This window comes from Paraglaciecola polaris LMG 21857, from assembly GCF_000315055.1.
Taxonomy (GTDB): Bacteria; Pseudomonadota; Gammaproteobacteria; order Enterobacterales; family Alteromonadaceae; genus Paraglaciecola; species Paraglaciecola polaris.
The window spans coordinates 1-15,660 of the sequence record NZ_BAER01000017.1; the positions used below are offsets into that span (position 1 = coordinate 1).

Here is a 15,660-nt window from a genome sequence, read left to right on the forward strand (position 1 = left end):
GGGATTACTCAAGCTCGCCGGTATTTTTCTAACCTTATACGTTTTAGCGATGAATGTGGCGTTAGCCGAATCAATGGACCGAGCAACCCTTGAAAAACAGGCCACACTCGCATTGGGCGGATATGACGCCACAACGTATTTCAATTTAAGCGGTGCCAAACAGGGTAACGATGCATTTCAGGCGGTTTATCACGGCAAACGTTACTTGTTTACGAGTGAAGAAAATCAACAAGAATTTGCTAACAACCCTACCCAATATTTACCTCAGTTTGGTGGCTTATGTGCACACTCTTTGGTCATGGAAAAAGAGGTCAGCGCCAACCCGGCTATTTACACGCTACAGCAAGGTAAATTGTACATGTTCGTTTCTGAAGAGGCTCGTACTCAGTGGTCCCAAGACACCAGCAAGAACCTTATTGCTGCAAATAAACACTGGATGTTTGAATCAGAAAAGCGTCATGAGCAAATTGCGGCCAAAAAGCGTTGGAAAACAAACAATACGGTTAAGCTATTTAGTTTTTAAACGGTTAACTATAACGCCATGTTTCAATACCTAATGAGCCCGGTAAGTTGCACGGTTGACGGTCGGTTACGGCTTATTAGGCGGGTCACCGTTTGGTTATGTATTCAGGCATAAAAAAGGAGCCAAAAGGCTCCTCAATATATACAGATTTTGCTGTAACAGATACGGCGAGTTAAACCAGAATGTCCCGCACGTTTGCTAGGTCTGTTTTGCCATTGATGATTTCGTCTGGCGTGAGGCCTGAAATTTCATGGGGGAAAACTAACCACTCTTCACTTTCATGTACGTAGTAGTCCGGCACTATGTCAGTTTTATTATTTTTAGGTTTGTAATACGGGCACGCAATTCGCACATTTTTTGGCATATTCGCACGAGAAAGCTTTTTGATCTGAGTGATCAGTGCATCCACACTGCGGCCTGAATCGAATACATCATCAACGATAAGCAAGTCATCTTCAGCATTGGCGTTTTCAATTAAATAATGTAAACCGTGAACCTTGATGGTTTTTGATTGCTGATCAATACCGTAATAAGACGAAGTACGTACAGCAATATGATCAGTTTCTACTTTTTTAAAGTCAAAGTACTCTTGCACTGCGATGCCGATGGGAGCACCACCGCGCCAAATACCAATGATGAACTGAGGGCGAAAGCCGTCTTCGTATACTTTTGATGCTAAGCGGAAGGAATCTTCTAATAACTGCTGAGCGGTGATAAATGTTTTTTCCATCGAAAAACCCTTTAAAGCGTAAACTGCCGCGAATTGCGTAACCTAACAATCCAACGGGCGAATATGAAATCATCGCCCATTATACACTGAAATAATCCAATATGAGACGAGGAATATTGCATATTTGTGACCAATTCAAGCACTTGCCTGTGAATTCATTCGTATTTTAATGCACTGGCGGGGTCAACTTTTACCGCTCGATAAGCAGGGTAAATACTGGCAGCAAAACACAACAACAAAGAGAATAAAATGAGCATAGCAATTTGCTGCCAATGCATAATAATCGGTAAGCCCTCGCCCCCTGTTGCCGCCATAATGGGCACATTGAATAAACGGAGTAAATTGTTGAGCTGACTGACCAACAACAAGCCCCCTAACGCCCCAAATAAAGTCCCTTTGATGCCGTTATACAAACCGTTAAAGAGAAATACCTGCATAATGCGCCGACGCGATAAGCCTTGGGTCAGCAAAATAGCGATATCGCCCTTTTTCTCGGTCACCACCATGACCAAAGCAGACACTATATTAAACGCTGCTACGGCAATAATGAGTAGCAACATCAAGGACATCATGTTTTTTTCCATTTTGACCGCATCAAATAATGGTCCTTGGCGAGTGCGCCAATCATCGCTGGCAAGACCAAGCTGAGAAACACTATCAACCACCGTTTTGTACTCAAAGGGGTCGTGCAAAAATAGCCGAGTTTGAGCAATGCGACTCACTTTGTTGCGCATGAGTTTTGCGCTGTCATTGATGTTCATCAGAATCACTTTTGCATCAAGCTCTGAGCCCACATCAAATACCCCAACAACGGTGAACAAACGTTGACTAGGCATCTGCCCGAATGGCCCAAACACACTACCTTGGGCCGAAATGATTCTCGTCTGCTGCCCCACACGCAGGCCAATACGCGAGGCCAGAGCACGCCCGACAACAATCCCATAGCTACCTGAAGTTAAGTCACTTATTTCCCCTACCAACATATTATTGGCGATAATGGAGTGCTGGGCGGTAATTTCAGGCTCTACGCCTTGGATCATAACCCCCTCTAAACTGCGCGCGGATTGGATCACGCCTTCAGATTCAATAAAATCGCTGGTCGCCACCACACCGGGCAACTGGGCAAGTGATGAAATGATCTCATCACTTGCCCCTTGCGTATCGACGACGACATGGGGAGCTATGCCTAAAATTCGATCTTTTAAATCGCCTTCAAAACCGTTCATTACCGATAAAACGGTGATCAGAGACATCAAGCCAAGGGCAATACCAATGGCGGAAAAAGCGTTGATAAACGCAATAAAATGGTTACCTTTAGAAGATTTTGCGTAACGCAAACCGATAAATGCGGAAACAGAGTGAAACATGCTAGCAATAGACTCTTAGCCAAGGGTTAGGGATAATTCAGCGATAACAATAACGGTGCAGAATAAACGTGGTAATAAATAATCGCTTAACTCATGGTAAAGTAAAACGTTTTTTGAATAATACGCTCTGGTCATAGTGCAAACAAGGTTACAATGATTACCTAGGCATAACTCCTGATGAAGACACAGAGCAAATACAACGCCATTGGCGCATAAATGACCTTGCGTTGGGCGCAATGAATGGTTTAACCCTTAGCGTCAACATCAAGGGTTACGGAATAAATAGCGGGGAAGACATGCACGGCTTAAGCCTTGAAGAAAAACAGCAGCAGTTCAATGAATTTTTTACCATAGAACATGCTATTCGGGTTAATTTCAAAGCGCTTGGACCGGACTTTGTGCTGCCTGACGTTGAAGATTTGGGCGAACATATGCCCTATGCGTTTCGCGTGGCAACTGAGGCAACGTCTATCGATGCTCAGGCATTGAAAGCACTGCGTAATATGGGTGAACACGCGGATGAATTAGCCAATTTTCTAAATGCTCAATCCCGTAAAATTGATCTCTTGATGTCCTTGGTACTGCAACAGCAAGACGATCCCAGTGTAGCATTCGAGTCTTATAAATTTGGCGGTGGCGGCATAGTTGTAAAGTGCGACCAGCCTTATGCTGTCGAGCAAACCATCGAGCTTAAGTTATTTTTAAAGGAAGAAGCGGCGGCTATCTTCTGTTACGGCGAAGTCATTAGTTGCGAAAGCATTGATGATAATTTTCACGTTTCACTTATTTACAACTGTATACGTGAAGAAGATCAAGATCTTCTCGTGCGAGCCAGTTTACATCTTCAAACCGCGCAGTTACGTAAACGCGCCAAGCAACAAAAGAACGACTGATTTACATGACAACAAGTATTTTTAATCCAACCTTAGCCAAAGGCCAAGGGGACGCTATTCACTGGGGAAACCTGCACGGTAGTAGTTTGGCGATGGCCATCGCAAATGCGGCGGGTAAAACCAAGGGGCCGATCCTATTGGTTACCGCAGACACCCCAAGTGCAATGAAATTAGAAAAAGAGTTGAGCTTTTTCTTGTTAGGTAAGAAGGTTCAAGTGCAGCTTTTCCCTGATTGGGAAACCCTACCCTACGATAACTTTTCTCCCCATCAGGATATTATTTCACAGCGTCTTGAGACCCTTTACCGTCTAACCCAAGCACAAAATAGCGTGTTTATCGTGCCCGTGAATACCTTGATGCTGCGCATGGCCCCGGTCGATTACTTGAGCAAGTATTTGCTGATTTTAAAAGTGAATCAGACCTTAGACATAGATGCATTTCGATTAAGTTTAGAGCGCGCAGGCTATCAACATGTAAATCAGGTCATGGGCCATAGCGAATTTTCTATACGTGGCAGTATCATTGATTTATTCCCAATGGGCAGTCAGCAACCGTTTCGTATCGATTTGTTTGATAATGACGTAGACAGTATTCGTTATTTCGATCCTGACAGCCAACGCTCGGGGGATAAAATTGATGAAATCAAATTATTACCCGCTCGTGAGTTCCCCACTGACAAAGACGGTATCGCCTTATTTCGTCAACAGTATTTAGAAAGATTCGACCCCAGTAATGCCAAAGAGTCCCTGTATTACCAAGTAGGCAAAGGCATGATGCCAGGCGGCATCGAGTACTATTTACCCTTGTTTTTTGCCCAAACCGCCACCTTATTTGATTACCTACATCCAGACACGTTATTGATGTTGCAAGGTGATTTAGGCTCTGCCTGCGAATTTTTCTGGACCGATGTGAATGAGCGTTATGAGCAACTTAGGTATAACCTGAGTCGGCCATTAATGGCACCCGCTGATCTATTTTTACGCCGCGAAGAGTTATTTGCCGCGTTAAAGAAATGGCCGCGGATCACCATAGATCACAGCGCCAAAGAACAAAAAGCCGGTGTCACCAATTTTGCCACCCGCACCATTGGCGATATCGCCATTAAATCGCAGAATAAAGTCCCTTGGGCCACGCTGAAACAGCGCATAGCGGATTGGCAAAAAAGTGGTAGCAAAGTACTGTTTAGCGCCGAGTCACAAGGCCGCCGGGAAAGTCTGCTCGACTTACTGACCAAAGCGGGTATTAAGCCAAAAGCCTTCGATCATTTAGATGCCTTTCATAAAAGTAAAGAGCAGATAGGTATCACTATCGGGCTAGCAGAACACAGTTTTGTCCTGTTCGAAGATAATAACGAACTGGCATTCATCACAGAAACCGAGTTACTTGGGCACAAAATTAGCCAGCGCCGCCTGCGGGATAAAAGCCAAGCTACCGACGAAAACGCTATTATTCGCAACTTGGCTGAGCTCGCGATCGGTCAACCTGTGGTGCATTTAGACCACGGTGTGGGCCGCTACCTTGGCCTGCAAACGTTAGACGCCGGCGGGATCACCACAGAGTACCTGTCAATTGAATACGCCAAGCAAGCCAAATTATATGTGCCCGTTTCATCACTGTATTTAATTAGCCGCTACAGTGGCGGCGACCTCGAACAAGCTCCCCTGCATCATTTAGGCACAGAAACTTGGACTAAAGCCAAGCGTAAAGCCGCGGAACGTGTGCGTGATGTGGCAGCCCAGTTACTTGATGTGTATGCCAGACGTGCAGCCAAACCTGGTTATTCCTACAAGATAGCCTGGGACGAATATCAAGCCTTTAGCGATAGTTTTCCATTTGAAGAAACCTTAGATCAGCAGCAGGCAATTAATGCTGTTATCCAAGATATGGGCAGTGGCAATGCCATGGACCGCTTAGTCTGTGGTGATGTGGGCTTTGGTAAAACCGAAGTGGCCATGCGCGCGGCCTTTATTGCTGCCAACCAAGGCAAACAGGTGGCCATTTTGGTCCCCACCACCCTGCTTGCGCAACAACACTACGAAAACTTTAAAGACCGTTTCGCGGACTGGCCATTCAAAATTGAAGTGATGTCACGTTTTGCCAGCGCCAAAGATCAAAAAGGCGTGATGGGCGGCTTAGACGATGGCAAGGTCGACATCGTCATTGGCACCCATAAATTGCTGCAAAACGATGTCAAATTTTCTGACTTAGGCTTGGTTGTAATTGATGAAGAGCACAGATTTGGAGTGCGCCAAAAAGAGAAGTTTAAAGCCCTGCGCTCTGATGTGGATATTTTAACCTTGACCGCTACGCCGATACCACGAACGCTGAATATGGCGTTATCAGGCATGCGTGACTTATCGATTATTGCAACCCCACCCGCCAAGCGTTTAGCTATTAAAACCTTTGTTCAGCAGCGCAGTAAAGAACTGATCCGTGAAGCTATCATGCGGGAAATCCTGCGCGGTGGTCAGGTGTATTTCTTGCACAACGAAGTGGAAAGCATTGAGCGCACAGCAGAAGAAATAGCCGAAATTATCCCAGAAGCCAGAGTAGCCATAGGCCATGGTCAAATGCGCGAGCGAGAACTCGAAAAAGTCATGGGTGATTTTTACCACCAGCGTCACAACGTGTTGGTCTGTACCACGATTATTGAAACCGGTATTGATGTGCCCTCGGCCAATACCATTATTATGGATCGCGCCGATCATTTAGGGTTAGCACAATTGCATCAATTACGTGGGCGTGTAGGTCGTTCTCACCATCAAGCGTACGCATATTTATTAACCCCACATCCCAAGCGCATGACCAAAGATGCCATTAAACGACTCGATGCGATTTCATCAATGGAAGATTTGGGCGCGGGCTTTGCGCTGGCCACACACGATTTAGAAATTCGTGGTGCAGGTGAACTGCTTGGAGATGATCAGACAGGGCAAATCACCACCATAGGTTTTACCTTGTACATGGACATGCTTGAGCAAGCGGTTGAGGCGTTAAAAGAAGGCAAAGAGCCATCATTAGACGCCGCCTTGGCCAATCAAACTGAAATTGAACTGCGTGTACCGGCATTATTTCCGGACGATTACATTAGTGATGTCAATACGCGTTTGTCTTTGTATAAAAAGCTCGCGAGCTGTAAAAATGAACGACAGATAAACGAGCTACAAATCGAACTCATTGACCGCTTTGGTTTACTACCAGATGCAGCGAAGAATATCGTCCAAATCAGCCTGATGAAGCTTGCTGCTAAGAAAATCGGTATCAGTAAAATTGAAGCTAATAATGCCGGCGGAGCCATCGAGTTTTCAGACAAAACCCAAATAGATCCAAGCTTTATCATTAAGCTTATCCAGTCTCAGCCACGTATTTATCGCCTGGAAGGGGCAAACAAATTGAAATTTAATGTGCCAACAGAATCGGCCAGCGATAGACTGCAACTTATCCTGGATATGTTAAATGAATTTAGCCAGCAATTACGAGCCGCTTAATGCCAAATATTTTTAGTCTTAGTTCTACGTCAATGCGCCCAAAAAATTCGCGGAAACGCCACTTCACCGCCTCATTTTTAGCGTTGAGCTGCACTCTAGGTGTTAGTACCGCTGCAAACGCCAATGACTGGTGGTTCGACGTGGAAGTCATTGTATTTAAACGTGATATAGCAACACAATCGATTGCTGAGAGTTTTGACCATCAGGTACCAAAGTTCGCTTCACCTTCCGCTTTAGATTTGCTCAGTGACTATATTTCGCCGAATTTAACTTACGTCAGCGCCGGCTTGCCCGTATGTAGCACATCACAGGCAAGCACTGAAACGCATTCTGAGCAGCAAGGCGATAAAGCATTAACCTTAGCCAATGAGGTTTTCACTCAGGCGGATTTTTCACACTTTGATAATCAAACTGACGCGCTAACACCTGACGCGACTATTGTTCATGCTCAGTTAGACTCACTTGATAGCGTGAGTAATAAAGATGCCACGAGTGGCACACTAGATATTGACGGTGAAATGTATGACCAGCAAAATGCAGACAGCATCGATCCCCAATATACCATCACTGCACCTCAGTGGATAAATTGGCAGCTACCAAAAACACTGCCTTGTAGCTATGCAGAGGATCGAATTTTACTGGCAGGCCCTTATGATCATTTGATACCAGTATCCCAACCGACCGGTATGCCGCTGAATATTGACGGCGTGGAATGGCCCAATCGCCAAAGCGCGTATTTATTGCCAAAATCAGCACAACAATTGGCTAAACTGGAAGAAAAAATTCGCTGGCAAAAAGACCTAACACCGATACTACATGTTACATGGCGCCAGCCAGTGGTATTTGGTCGCGATAAAGCTCAACCGTTGAAATTGATAGCCGGGGAAAACTACGCTCTGGAGTTTGAGCAAGATGGCCAACGTAAAATAGAGAAGAGTAAAGAAGTGGCTCAAGACTCACGCTTTATGGCGCAAGAGCAAGCTCTCGTTAACGAGCCGGTAGGCTTATCGAATAACGCTTTATTTGCCCAGATAAACGCCGCTTTAAATTCACCGGAGCCAGCCCAAATTGTCGACTGGAGTCAATCAACTCATGATGACACGGATACCAGCATTGACCCTGAAGACTTTACCCAAGCCGCTCAGCGTCCATTATGGCAACTGGAAGGCGACTTTAATGTTTACCTTGAGAATTTAGGCCGTACTCCTTATTTGCACATAGACAGTAACCTAGAGTTTCGCGCCCCTATTACCCTGCGCCTGCCCGGTGAAACCGACGTGAAACCCAATAACTTCTTACAGAGTTTTCAATTTGATCAACTTCGTCGGGTTATTTCCAAGCAATTGCATTATTTTGATCACCCATTGTTTGGTGTAGTGGTGCAAATTCGTCGCTATGAGCCACCCAAGATCAGTGATGAAAAGCTGAGTGAGTAAAGTACTGATTCAGTACTGGTTTTAAACAAACATTAAAAAGCGGCTAAATAGCCGCTTTTTTGCATGTATTAACCTAGGTTAATACTAGAACACTGTATTCAATCGCATATAGTAGTAACCACCCTGCCAATCAACTATGTTGCTTGACCAGTAAACAGCACCACAACATTCGTCACTGTTGTCGCTATCTGGGTATTCATCAAAGATATTACGTGCACCTGCAGCAATCGTTACATTTTCACTGATTTGGTAGCTCGCTTCTAAGTCGAAGAATACCGTTGGATCGTAATCTTGCTTAATCGTTGCATCTGAGTCGATAGCATTAGTATACGAACCGTATACGTTAGCACGTACCAGTAACGTCAGTGCATCGAAGCTATGCTTTGCCGAAGCTACACCGCGCCATTCTGGAATGGCATTTTCTAAATCAAATTGATCTTCAGCGTTCAAGAAATCTGATGCATCCGAATCAATTTCTGTTTTGTTATAGTTAATAGAGGTACTGAGTACCGTATCACCCATGGTGTATGTCACCACAAAATCCATACCATTAGTGACCGTATCAAACGCATTTTGGAAGTAGTTAACACCGCCAATCGTATTGGCGCCAGCCACACCAGCCGCTTCTAATTTAAGATAGTTGGCATATGCATCAGCATCTGTTTCATCCGTCGAAACATCTAAAGTAGATACCGCATAGAAACGATCTTCAAGTTCGATACGATAGAAATCTAACGTCACGTTCAAATCATCAATACTGCCTGTTACGCCCAAGCTATAGTTAAGTGATTTTTCAGGTTTAAGTGCTTCTGCACCTAATGCTTGACCCACAGCGCTTAATGCTGGGAACAAGCCCGTTGCAACAGGTAAGCCATCCGGCAAACGCGTTGACACGTTGGTGGTACCTTGCTGACCAGGTGTAGGTGCTCTAAAACCCGTCCCCACTGAACCACGCATATTGAATTCATCGGTAAGTGTGTATTTAAACGCAATTTTACCGACTAATTCAGAGCCGAAATCTGAATAATCTTCGTAACGCATAGCCGCTTGCAAGTATAAGTCTTCACTCACATCACTGCTCACATCACCGTAAATACCGTGCATATCACGTTCATATTTACCTGAGTATTCAGGAGAGTAACCAGGGAAACCGTTCGAGCCGACACCGACAACTTGATACACAGGATCATCGCCATTGGCACAATCTAGTGTTGAGCCATTCGTTATGACCTCTAAGCCTGCTGCGGTTGCCGCACCATCAGCACAAAATCCCCAAGGATCTGATGTTGCATAAGGGCCAGCAGAGTAAGACGTTTCATCCCCACCGGTTAGCTCATAGCTCTCTTCCATGTAGGTAGCACCGAACGCAAGAAGCACATCTGAATACAAACCAAAATCAAGATATTTGGTAAAATCTGCTGAGAACTGAGTTTCTTCATTGGTTAAATCACCTGGGCGAAATGAAGTAGGTGAATCAGCCCCTAACGACGGATTGATAGTATTTTTTAACGTGTATTTAATCTCGTTAGAGCCAAACCGACCACTGAAATCATAGGTAATGCCATTGGCAAATTCGCCTTCTAAGCCACCGACTAATGAGAAATCAGTAATATCGCCAAAGAAGCGCGGGGTAAAACCACCCGGGAATTTTTCTAACGGGTTGTAAATTGAGCCGTCTTCTTGGCGTAAATCTTCAATGGTACCGTTACCTGGATAACGATAATAGAATGATGCATCACCTTCACTTTCTGAATAGTTACCGAAAGCGTAGAACTTCATATCATCATTAAATTCATAACCTGAGTTAAAAAACACCCGAGTAGCGGAGGTATTTGGCTGACCCCAAGGTTGAACCACGTTCTCGCCACCTAAATTTGCATTCGCCAAACCGGCAACAAAGTCAGGATCGCTTAAGTACGGATTAGCAGCGCCCCGAGGGTCGCTCGCGTCAGCACAAAACCAGTCTTCACAATATTGCTCACCACGATTGGTCGAATCTGAATCGGCGTATTCACCTGACAAGCTAAAGAAACCTTTGTCGCCTAGGGCAAAACCAATATTACCGGTAATCGTTACTTGATCACCATCACCTTCATAATACTGACCACCTTCAACAGAAAAAGAGCCCCCTTCATCGTTATCTTTTAATACAAAGTTAATCACCCCTGCAATGGCATCTGAACCGTATTGCGCAGCGGCGCCATCTCTTAACACCTCCACACCTTTAAGGGCAGAAGCCGGAATAGTCGCGATATCTGGCCCTTGGGTACCTGAACCACCGATTTGCACTAAGGCTGAGCGGTGACGGCGTTTTGAATTAACCAATACCAAAGTTTTATCCGTTGGCATACCACGTAAAGTCGCTGGGCGAATGAATGACGCACCATCTGAAATAGGTTGGCGTTGTAGTGAATATGACGGCACTAACGTTTTGAGGATGTCGTTGGTATCTGAAAAAGGCACAGAGGCTAAATCGTCTTCACTGAGTACGTCTACAGGTACCGGTGAATCAGCTAATGAGCGAGGCGCGCCGCGAGAACCCGTTATAACAACTTTTTCGTACGCTGCTGCAATTGCCGCTTCATCGGGTGTTTGTGTTTCTTGTGCCATTGCTGACGATAGCGCCACTGAACTAAATGCGCATGTCACCAAACCGGTTTTAATTGCTTTGCTAAGTTTATTTTGCTTGAGCATGTGTGTTCACCTTTTATTATTTTATAATTTTTGCGAGCTAATTAACTTGGCTAAATCCGTTATTGCACAACCTGCTCATCCCGAGCAGGTCTCCTATTTACGTGGCTTTTTTACTCAGGCTTTGCCAGTACCACTTCGATTTCGATCAACATATTTGGACCACCAGCCAACCCTGCAATTTGAAAGGCAGAACGTGACGGTTTATTAGGTTGCGCTTCAGTACCGAAATATTTTGTATAGGCTTTCATGAAGCCGCCAAAATCCATTTTTCCGTCCATGCTTGGGTCACCCACCAAGAAAACCTGCATTTTGACCACGTCGCCAAAATCAACACCTAAGTCTGTAAACGAGCCTTCGAGGCGCTTGAACACACTTAGCGCTTGGGTTTCGGTATCACCGTAATACTCACGACTGCCCTTTTCTGCTTCTGCATTGACAGGTCCTGGGGTCATACCTGCGTGAAAAATCAATGTGGTATCAGGGGTGACTTCAACCGCACGAGAAATTGGAAATGGATTGTTGTTTGGCAATGCATGACGCGTCACATCGGCAAAACTGTTAGTGCTAAATAATGCAGCTGCGGCGGTTAGTAATAAGTGTTTTTTCATGTGTGTAACTCCTAAAGATTAATTAAGTTGGCTGATATAAGCAGCAAGGTTTGCCGCATCAGGATCTGATTGCACCGTAGATACAGCGGCTTTCATTTGTTGTCCGTACACATCCGAGGGCTCTGTGCCGCGAATACCTGAACGAAAATGGTTTATTTGGGTCAGTAGGTACCAGTCGTTGATACCGTTTAAAGCAGGTGCTCCTATGGCTTTATTGCCAGACGCATCAGCACCATGGCAAGCTGCGCAGCCTTGATACAAGTTTTTACCCGCCTCGATATCGCCATGCACGGTGAGCTTGGGCGTTGGGGATTCAGTTTTACTTATCCAGGTGGCAATTGCGGAAATATCACCTGGGGTTAAATGTCTCACCATGGATTGCATTTCACTACCGGTCACATCACTGGAATGTGCACCACGCACGCCTTTTTTGAAGTTGCTTAATTGACGTTCGATATACCATTTAGATAATCCGCCAAGTCTGGGCGCGCCGATATTGGCATTGCCTTTTAACTGACTACCGTGGCATACAGTGCAATATTCAAGACCTACTGGTGTAGGGATTTCAGATGCTTGCAACGTCCCCCCTGCACTGGCCAATAAAAGAATGAAAAGAGTAGACTTAAGCGACATGACTAGCTTCTCCACTTTTAGTGTTAGTACTGACTAATCGATTAAATTGTTGCAGTGCTTGCTCGCTAGACGCTAACGCACCTTCTTGCCAACCACTGTGGTGACTTATCTGATCACCAATCATAAAATGGCGCCCTTCAGGTTTTTGCAGTAAGGAATAATACTGATCGAAATCTTCTGGACTCATGCGCATGCCACAGCCCATTTGATGATTCATACGTGCCCACGGGATACTGATACCGTTCTCAATATACTTGCTGTAACCAGGGTGGATTTTCTCGGCATATAACGCACCAGCGGTCAGTCGCTCTGCTGGGGTCATTTTCTCAAACATGGCACCCACTTTAGGATCCCAAGTGTAAGCGCCAAGTAAAATGCCCTTTTGCGCATGGATATCGTGGGATGGATACCAAAGTTGACCAATGGGATCCGTGGTATAACTGATGCCACCATAAATACCGTCACGCTCCCAAAAACGCTCACTCATTTGATAGGCTATTTTGAATAAATGCCCACGCTTAACACTGTCTAAGCCAGACTGATAAGTCGCTGAAAAGTTATTGTCGATACCGGCCATAAAATAGGCGGGAATATTGTTAAAGCAATAATCCGCTTGCACGGTATGCAATTGGCCGCCCTGCTCGTATGTAACCTCAACTCCATTATCGCGGTTGTAAATTTTCTTCACTTGGGCATTCAATACCGGCTGGGTCTTTAAGTTACGCAAGAAGCCTTTAATCACACCGTCCATGCCGCCCACGGGCTCCATTAACGGTTCGCACCAATCGTAAAGCTCGGCCCCCATTAACCCGCCATACCAAAATTGACTGTCGAGCATGGCCTTTAACTCAATGGGAGCATGGGGCTTAGGGAATTCCAGCATACGGTCTGTGGTCGACCCAGCACGCTCACTGCCAATGTATTTGCCATTTTCAGTCAGATCGCCATAGGTCTGTGAAAACTTCATTAATTTGGCGACGTCATCTTCACTTAAGAGTTGATCATATTGATTATTTTCAGCCGACTTCCAAAGTAATTCAGACATCAAGCCACGTACATCTGTGTGGTACTCAATAATTCGCTTAGGCTTACCACCTAGAGAGTTGTCATCATGAAAATAAGCCATCTTGCTACTGTTGGCTTTGATCTGTAATGGCACATTCAGTGCTCTGCAATAGTGCAATATACGTCTGTGGTGGCCAGGAATACGCGCAGGGCCACAATTGAAAAATAAATTATCCTGTTTATCAAACTGGCAAATTTGAGGGTTACCCATTTCATCAATTTTATCGCCATTGCGCACAGTTAAGTTGCGTCCTCCAGGTCTAAATGATGCTTCTAAAATGGTGCAATGAATGCCCGCCTTTTCCAATTCTAAGGCGGTGGCAAGTCCAGCCACACCTGCACCTAAAATAAGTGCAGTGGGTTGCTCGCCGTTGGCTGCGGGTTTGATTTTAACCGGTCCAGCATAGTTATCATCAGGCATTAACCCCAGAGCTAAACTCGTTTTAAGTAATGCTGATGAACCACCTGCTGCCCCTACGTAACTGAGAAATTGTCTTCGAGTAATATTTAGCATAAGTGTTCTAACGTAAATCCTAATTAATCTTGAGGAAAGGTGGATAAATCAGATATTTATGCTAGCGATACCGGTTGAATGACAGAACACACAATACTATTGTGCGGCCCCATATTTTTTTTATGGCCTATATTTTTAGTGGGCTACGTAGTAGGTAAGGAGAATATAAAAAGGTAATTTTCGGTTAATTCAACTTGGGCAATCAGTTTTACGGCATCAAATTTGCTTTTCGATGTTAAGAAAATGGTTAATCAAAATGACTTTGGCCGTAACAGCATATTTTTGGGTCGTGAATGAACACAAAACAATTAGCGTATTTCTTATCGACTGCCGAGCAAGGAAGTATATCAGGAGCGGCAAAAACTTTAGACGTCGCACAACCTGCTATCAGTTTACAACTTGCGAATTTGGAGCATGAGCTCAAAATAAAATTGTTCGAGCGTAATTTTCGTGGCGTGGCGTTAACCTCAGCCGGAGAGCAATTCGAAGAACACGCTCGCCTTATTCTCAACCAGATCAACCAAGCTAAACTAGCACTCATTGGCCAACAGACCCAATGCAAAGGCAAAGTTGTAGTGGGCCTGAGTCAGTCAATCTGTAATGTATTATCGATTCAATTGCAGACGGAATTAGAGCACCGTTTTGCCAATGTAGAGTTAACGTTTCGTGTGGGGCCGTCTTATATGGTGGAAAACTGGTTTGCGGAACAGCAAATTGACATCGCCTTATGTTATAACGCCGAGCTCAATAAAAATGCAGCCAATACCCTGCCCTTGTTAAGTGAGAATTTGTATTTGTACATCTCACCTCGCCCTAAAAATCCGAGTTACAGCGAACTGTCATTATTCGGGTCCATTCCGTTTGAATCGCTGCAAGACTATGAATTATTCATGCCTGATAAACGCGACGCGTTGCCAGAATTGCTCGTTGCACAAGCTGAAAAATTAGGTATTAAACTGAAAACCAGAAATGCCTTCGGTCAACTGATGACAACGCTGCACTATGTGTCCCAAGGTTTCGGTTTAGCCATCTATCCGTCATCAGCAACCTGCCACTTAGAGGCCTGTCAGCAAATTAGAGCGATTAATATTATTCAACCTGAGCTAAAACGAGATGTCTTTTTACGTTTGTCTGATCATCAACGGAAAAATGCCGCTGTGGCTGCCGTGTTTGAACTGATCCGCGAAACCACCGCCAACCTGCATGCTGATCACAGTTGGCGGGGCACATTGCTCGATACCAAATATCGCCAATCATCCGTTATAAACGTAGAGTCTGCCGTCGCCGGGTAGACGCCGGTAAGTGGATTACCGGTAATAAGATAAAAATGCAAAACGCGTATTATTAACGCATTATTTCCAATGCTTGTGTGCCTGTCATGCCGACTTCAACACCTAATATACTGGCCGCTTTAGACACAGCCAGTACGGGCTGAGTTAGCATGTCATCGTGATTGCGTACCCCGGATACAATGGCACAGGCTTCACCGGTTTTATCACAGGTATTCACGTCCACATAACCACAGGCCAGCAACCCTTTTTCACCTTGCGCCGTTAGCAATGGAAGTTGTAACTCGATACGCGCAAGCTTTAACGCCCCCCAATCAAAAGATTCGGCATACACATTCCCGCTAACGAATAAGCTTAACGCTATCCCAATGACTCTACCCATTTATTGGCTCCTTAAATTGCCGTCATTAATACGCAATT

12 protein-coding genes are annotated in these 15,660 nt (G+C 44.9%); 5 read left to right on the forward strand and 7 right to left on the reverse strand.

Annotation, left to right across the window (positions count from 1 at the left end; translation table 11 throughout):
• Window positions 1-523, forward strand: a 523-nt coding sequence (locus GPLA_RS01995; protein ID WP_040513804.1) for a YHS domain-containing (seleno)protein, incomplete at its 5' end; no start/stop codon positions are given.
• Between the two features lie 172 nt (window positions 524-695).
• Here the strand turns inward: GPLA_RS01995 and GPLA_RS02000 are convergent.
• Together GPLA_RS02000 and GPLA_RS02005 are read right to left on the reverse strand one after the other, a co-directional pair.
• On the reverse strand, window positions 696-1,253 hold the full coding sequence (locus GPLA_RS02000) for a phosphoribosyltransferase (protein ID WP_007103134.1): 558 nt from the start codon (window positions 1,251-1,253) through the stop codon (window positions 696-698).
• A 155-nt stretch (window positions 1,254-1,408) separates the two neighbouring features.
• The gene (locus tag GPLA_RS02005) at window positions 1,409-2,620 is read right to left on the reverse strand and encodes a lipoprotein-releasing ABC transporter permease subunit (RefSeq protein WP_007103135.1); all 1,212 of its coding nucleotides are present in this window, start codon (window positions 2,618-2,620) and stop codon (window positions 1,409-1,411) included.
• A 296-nt stretch (window positions 2,621-2,916) separates the two neighbouring features.
• Here GPLA_RS02005 and GPLA_RS02010 point away from each other — a divergent pair, with 296 nt between their 5' ends.
• The 3 genes from GPLA_RS02010 to GPLA_RS02020 are packed head-to-tail and all read left to right on the forward strand — an operon-like array spanning window position 2,917 to window position 8,437.
• Window positions 2,917-3,513, forward strand: a complete 597-nt coding sequence (locus GPLA_RS02010; RefSeq protein WP_040513831.1) for a PilZ domain-containing protein — start codon at window positions 2,917-2,919, stop codon at window positions 3,511-3,513.
• A 5-nt stretch (window positions 3,514-3,518) separates the two neighbouring features.
• Window positions 3,519-7,001 carry a transcription-repair coupling factor gene (mfd, locus tag GPLA_RS02015; protein WP_007103138.1) on the forward strand — a complete coding sequence of 1,161 codons (3,483 nt, stop codon included), beginning with the start codon at window positions 3,519-3,521 and terminating at the stop codon, window positions 6,999-7,001.
• A complete protein-coding gene (locus GPLA_RS02020; protein ID WP_007103139.1) occupies window positions 7,001-8,437 on the forward strand; it encodes a CsiV family protein in 1,437 nt (478 codons plus the stop codon). Before mfd ends, GPLA_RS02020 begins: the two co-directional genes overlap by 1 nt.
• Before the next feature lie 84 nt (window positions 8,438-8,521).
• Here GPLA_RS02020 and GPLA_RS02025 read toward each other — a convergent pair whose 3' ends face one another.
• The 4 genes from GPLA_RS02025 to GPLA_RS02040 form a co-directional block, all read right to left on the reverse strand.
• Complete coding sequence (locus GPLA_RS02025; RefSeq protein WP_007103140.1) at window positions 8,522-11,131, reverse strand: TonB-dependent receptor plug domain-containing protein; 2,610 nt, start codon at window positions 11,129-11,131, stop codon at window positions 8,522-8,524.
• 110 nt (window positions 11,132-11,241) lie between these two features.
• Entirely contained in the window at window positions 11,242-11,739 is a 498-nt protein-coding gene (locus GPLA_RS02030; RefSeq protein WP_007103141.1) for a RidA family protein, read from the reverse strand.
• Window positions 11,740-11,757: 18 nt separating this feature from the next.
• Window positions 11,758-12,372: a c-type cytochrome gene (locus tag GPLA_RS02035; RefSeq protein ID WP_007103142.1), complete on the reverse strand. Its 615-nt coding sequence runs from the start codon at window positions 12,370-12,372 to the stop codon at window positions 11,758-11,760.
• A complete protein-coding gene (locus tag GPLA_RS02040; RefSeq protein WP_007103143.1) occupies window positions 12,362-13,951 on the reverse strand; it encodes a flavin monoamine oxidase family protein in 1,590 nt (529 codons plus the stop codon). Before GPLA_RS02040 ends, GPLA_RS02035 begins: the two co-directional genes overlap by 11 nt.
• Window positions 13,952-14,244: 293 nt before the next feature.
• Between GPLA_RS02040 and GPLA_RS02045 the strand changes: the two genes are divergently transcribed.
• Window positions 14,245-15,243, forward strand: coding sequence for a LysR family transcriptional regulator (locus tag GPLA_RS02045; RefSeq protein WP_007103144.1), 999 nt, complete (start codon window positions 14,245-14,247; stop codon window positions 15,241-15,243).
• A 52-nt stretch (window positions 15,244-15,295) separates the two neighbouring features.
• On the opposite strand, the gene GPLA_RS02050 is transcribed toward GPLA_RS02045, so the two are convergent.
• Window positions 15,296-15,622, reverse strand: coding sequence for a YunC family protein (locus GPLA_RS02050; protein WP_007103145.1), 327 nt, complete (start codon window positions 15,620-15,622; stop codon window positions 15,296-15,298).
• Between the last annotated feature and the right edge of the window lie 38 nt (window positions 15,623-15,660).

Coding starts and splice junctions, on each gene's coding strand:
- GPLA_RS02005 (WP_007103135.1), bottom strand. CDS start 2,620: ATGTTTCACTCTGTTTCCGCATTTATCGGTTTGCGTTACGCAAAATCT.
- GPLA_RS02010 (WP_040513831.1), top strand. CDS start 2,917: ATGCACGGCTTAAGCCTTGAAGAAAAACAGCAGCAGTTCAATGAATTT.
- mfd (WP_007103138.1), top strand. CDS start 3,519: ATGACAACAAGTATTTTTAATCCAACCTTAGCCAAAGGCCAAGGGGAC.
- GPLA_RS02020 (WP_007103139.1), top strand. CDS start 7,001: ATGCCAAATATTTTTAGTCTTAGTTCTACGTCAATGCGCCCAAAAAAT.
- GPLA_RS02000 (WP_007103134.1), bottom strand. CDS start 1,253: ATGGAAAAAACATTTATCACCGCTCAGCAGTTATTAGAAGATTCCTTC.
- GPLA_RS02040 (WP_007103143.1), bottom strand. CDS start 13,951: ATGCTAAATATTACTCGAAGACAATTTCTCAGTTACGTAGGGGCAGCA.
- GPLA_RS02050 (WP_007103145.1), bottom strand. CDS start 15,622: ATGGGTAGAGTCATTGGGATAGCGTTAAGCTTATTCGTTAGCGGGAAT.
- GPLA_RS02030 (WP_007103141.1), bottom strand. CDS start 11,739: ATGAAAAAACACTTATTACTAACCGCCGCAGCTGCATTATTTAGCACT.
- GPLA_RS02025 (WP_007103140.1), bottom strand. CDS start 11,131: ATGCTCAAGCAAAATAAACTTAGCAAAGCAATTAAAACCGGTTTGGTG.
- GPLA_RS02035 (WP_007103142.1), bottom strand. CDS start 12,372: ATGTCGCTTAAGTCTACTCTTTTCATTCTTTTATTGGCCAGTGCAGGG.
- GPLA_RS02045 (WP_007103144.1), top strand. CDS start 14,245: ATGAACACAAAACAATTAGCGTATTTCTTATCGACTGCCGAGCAAGGA.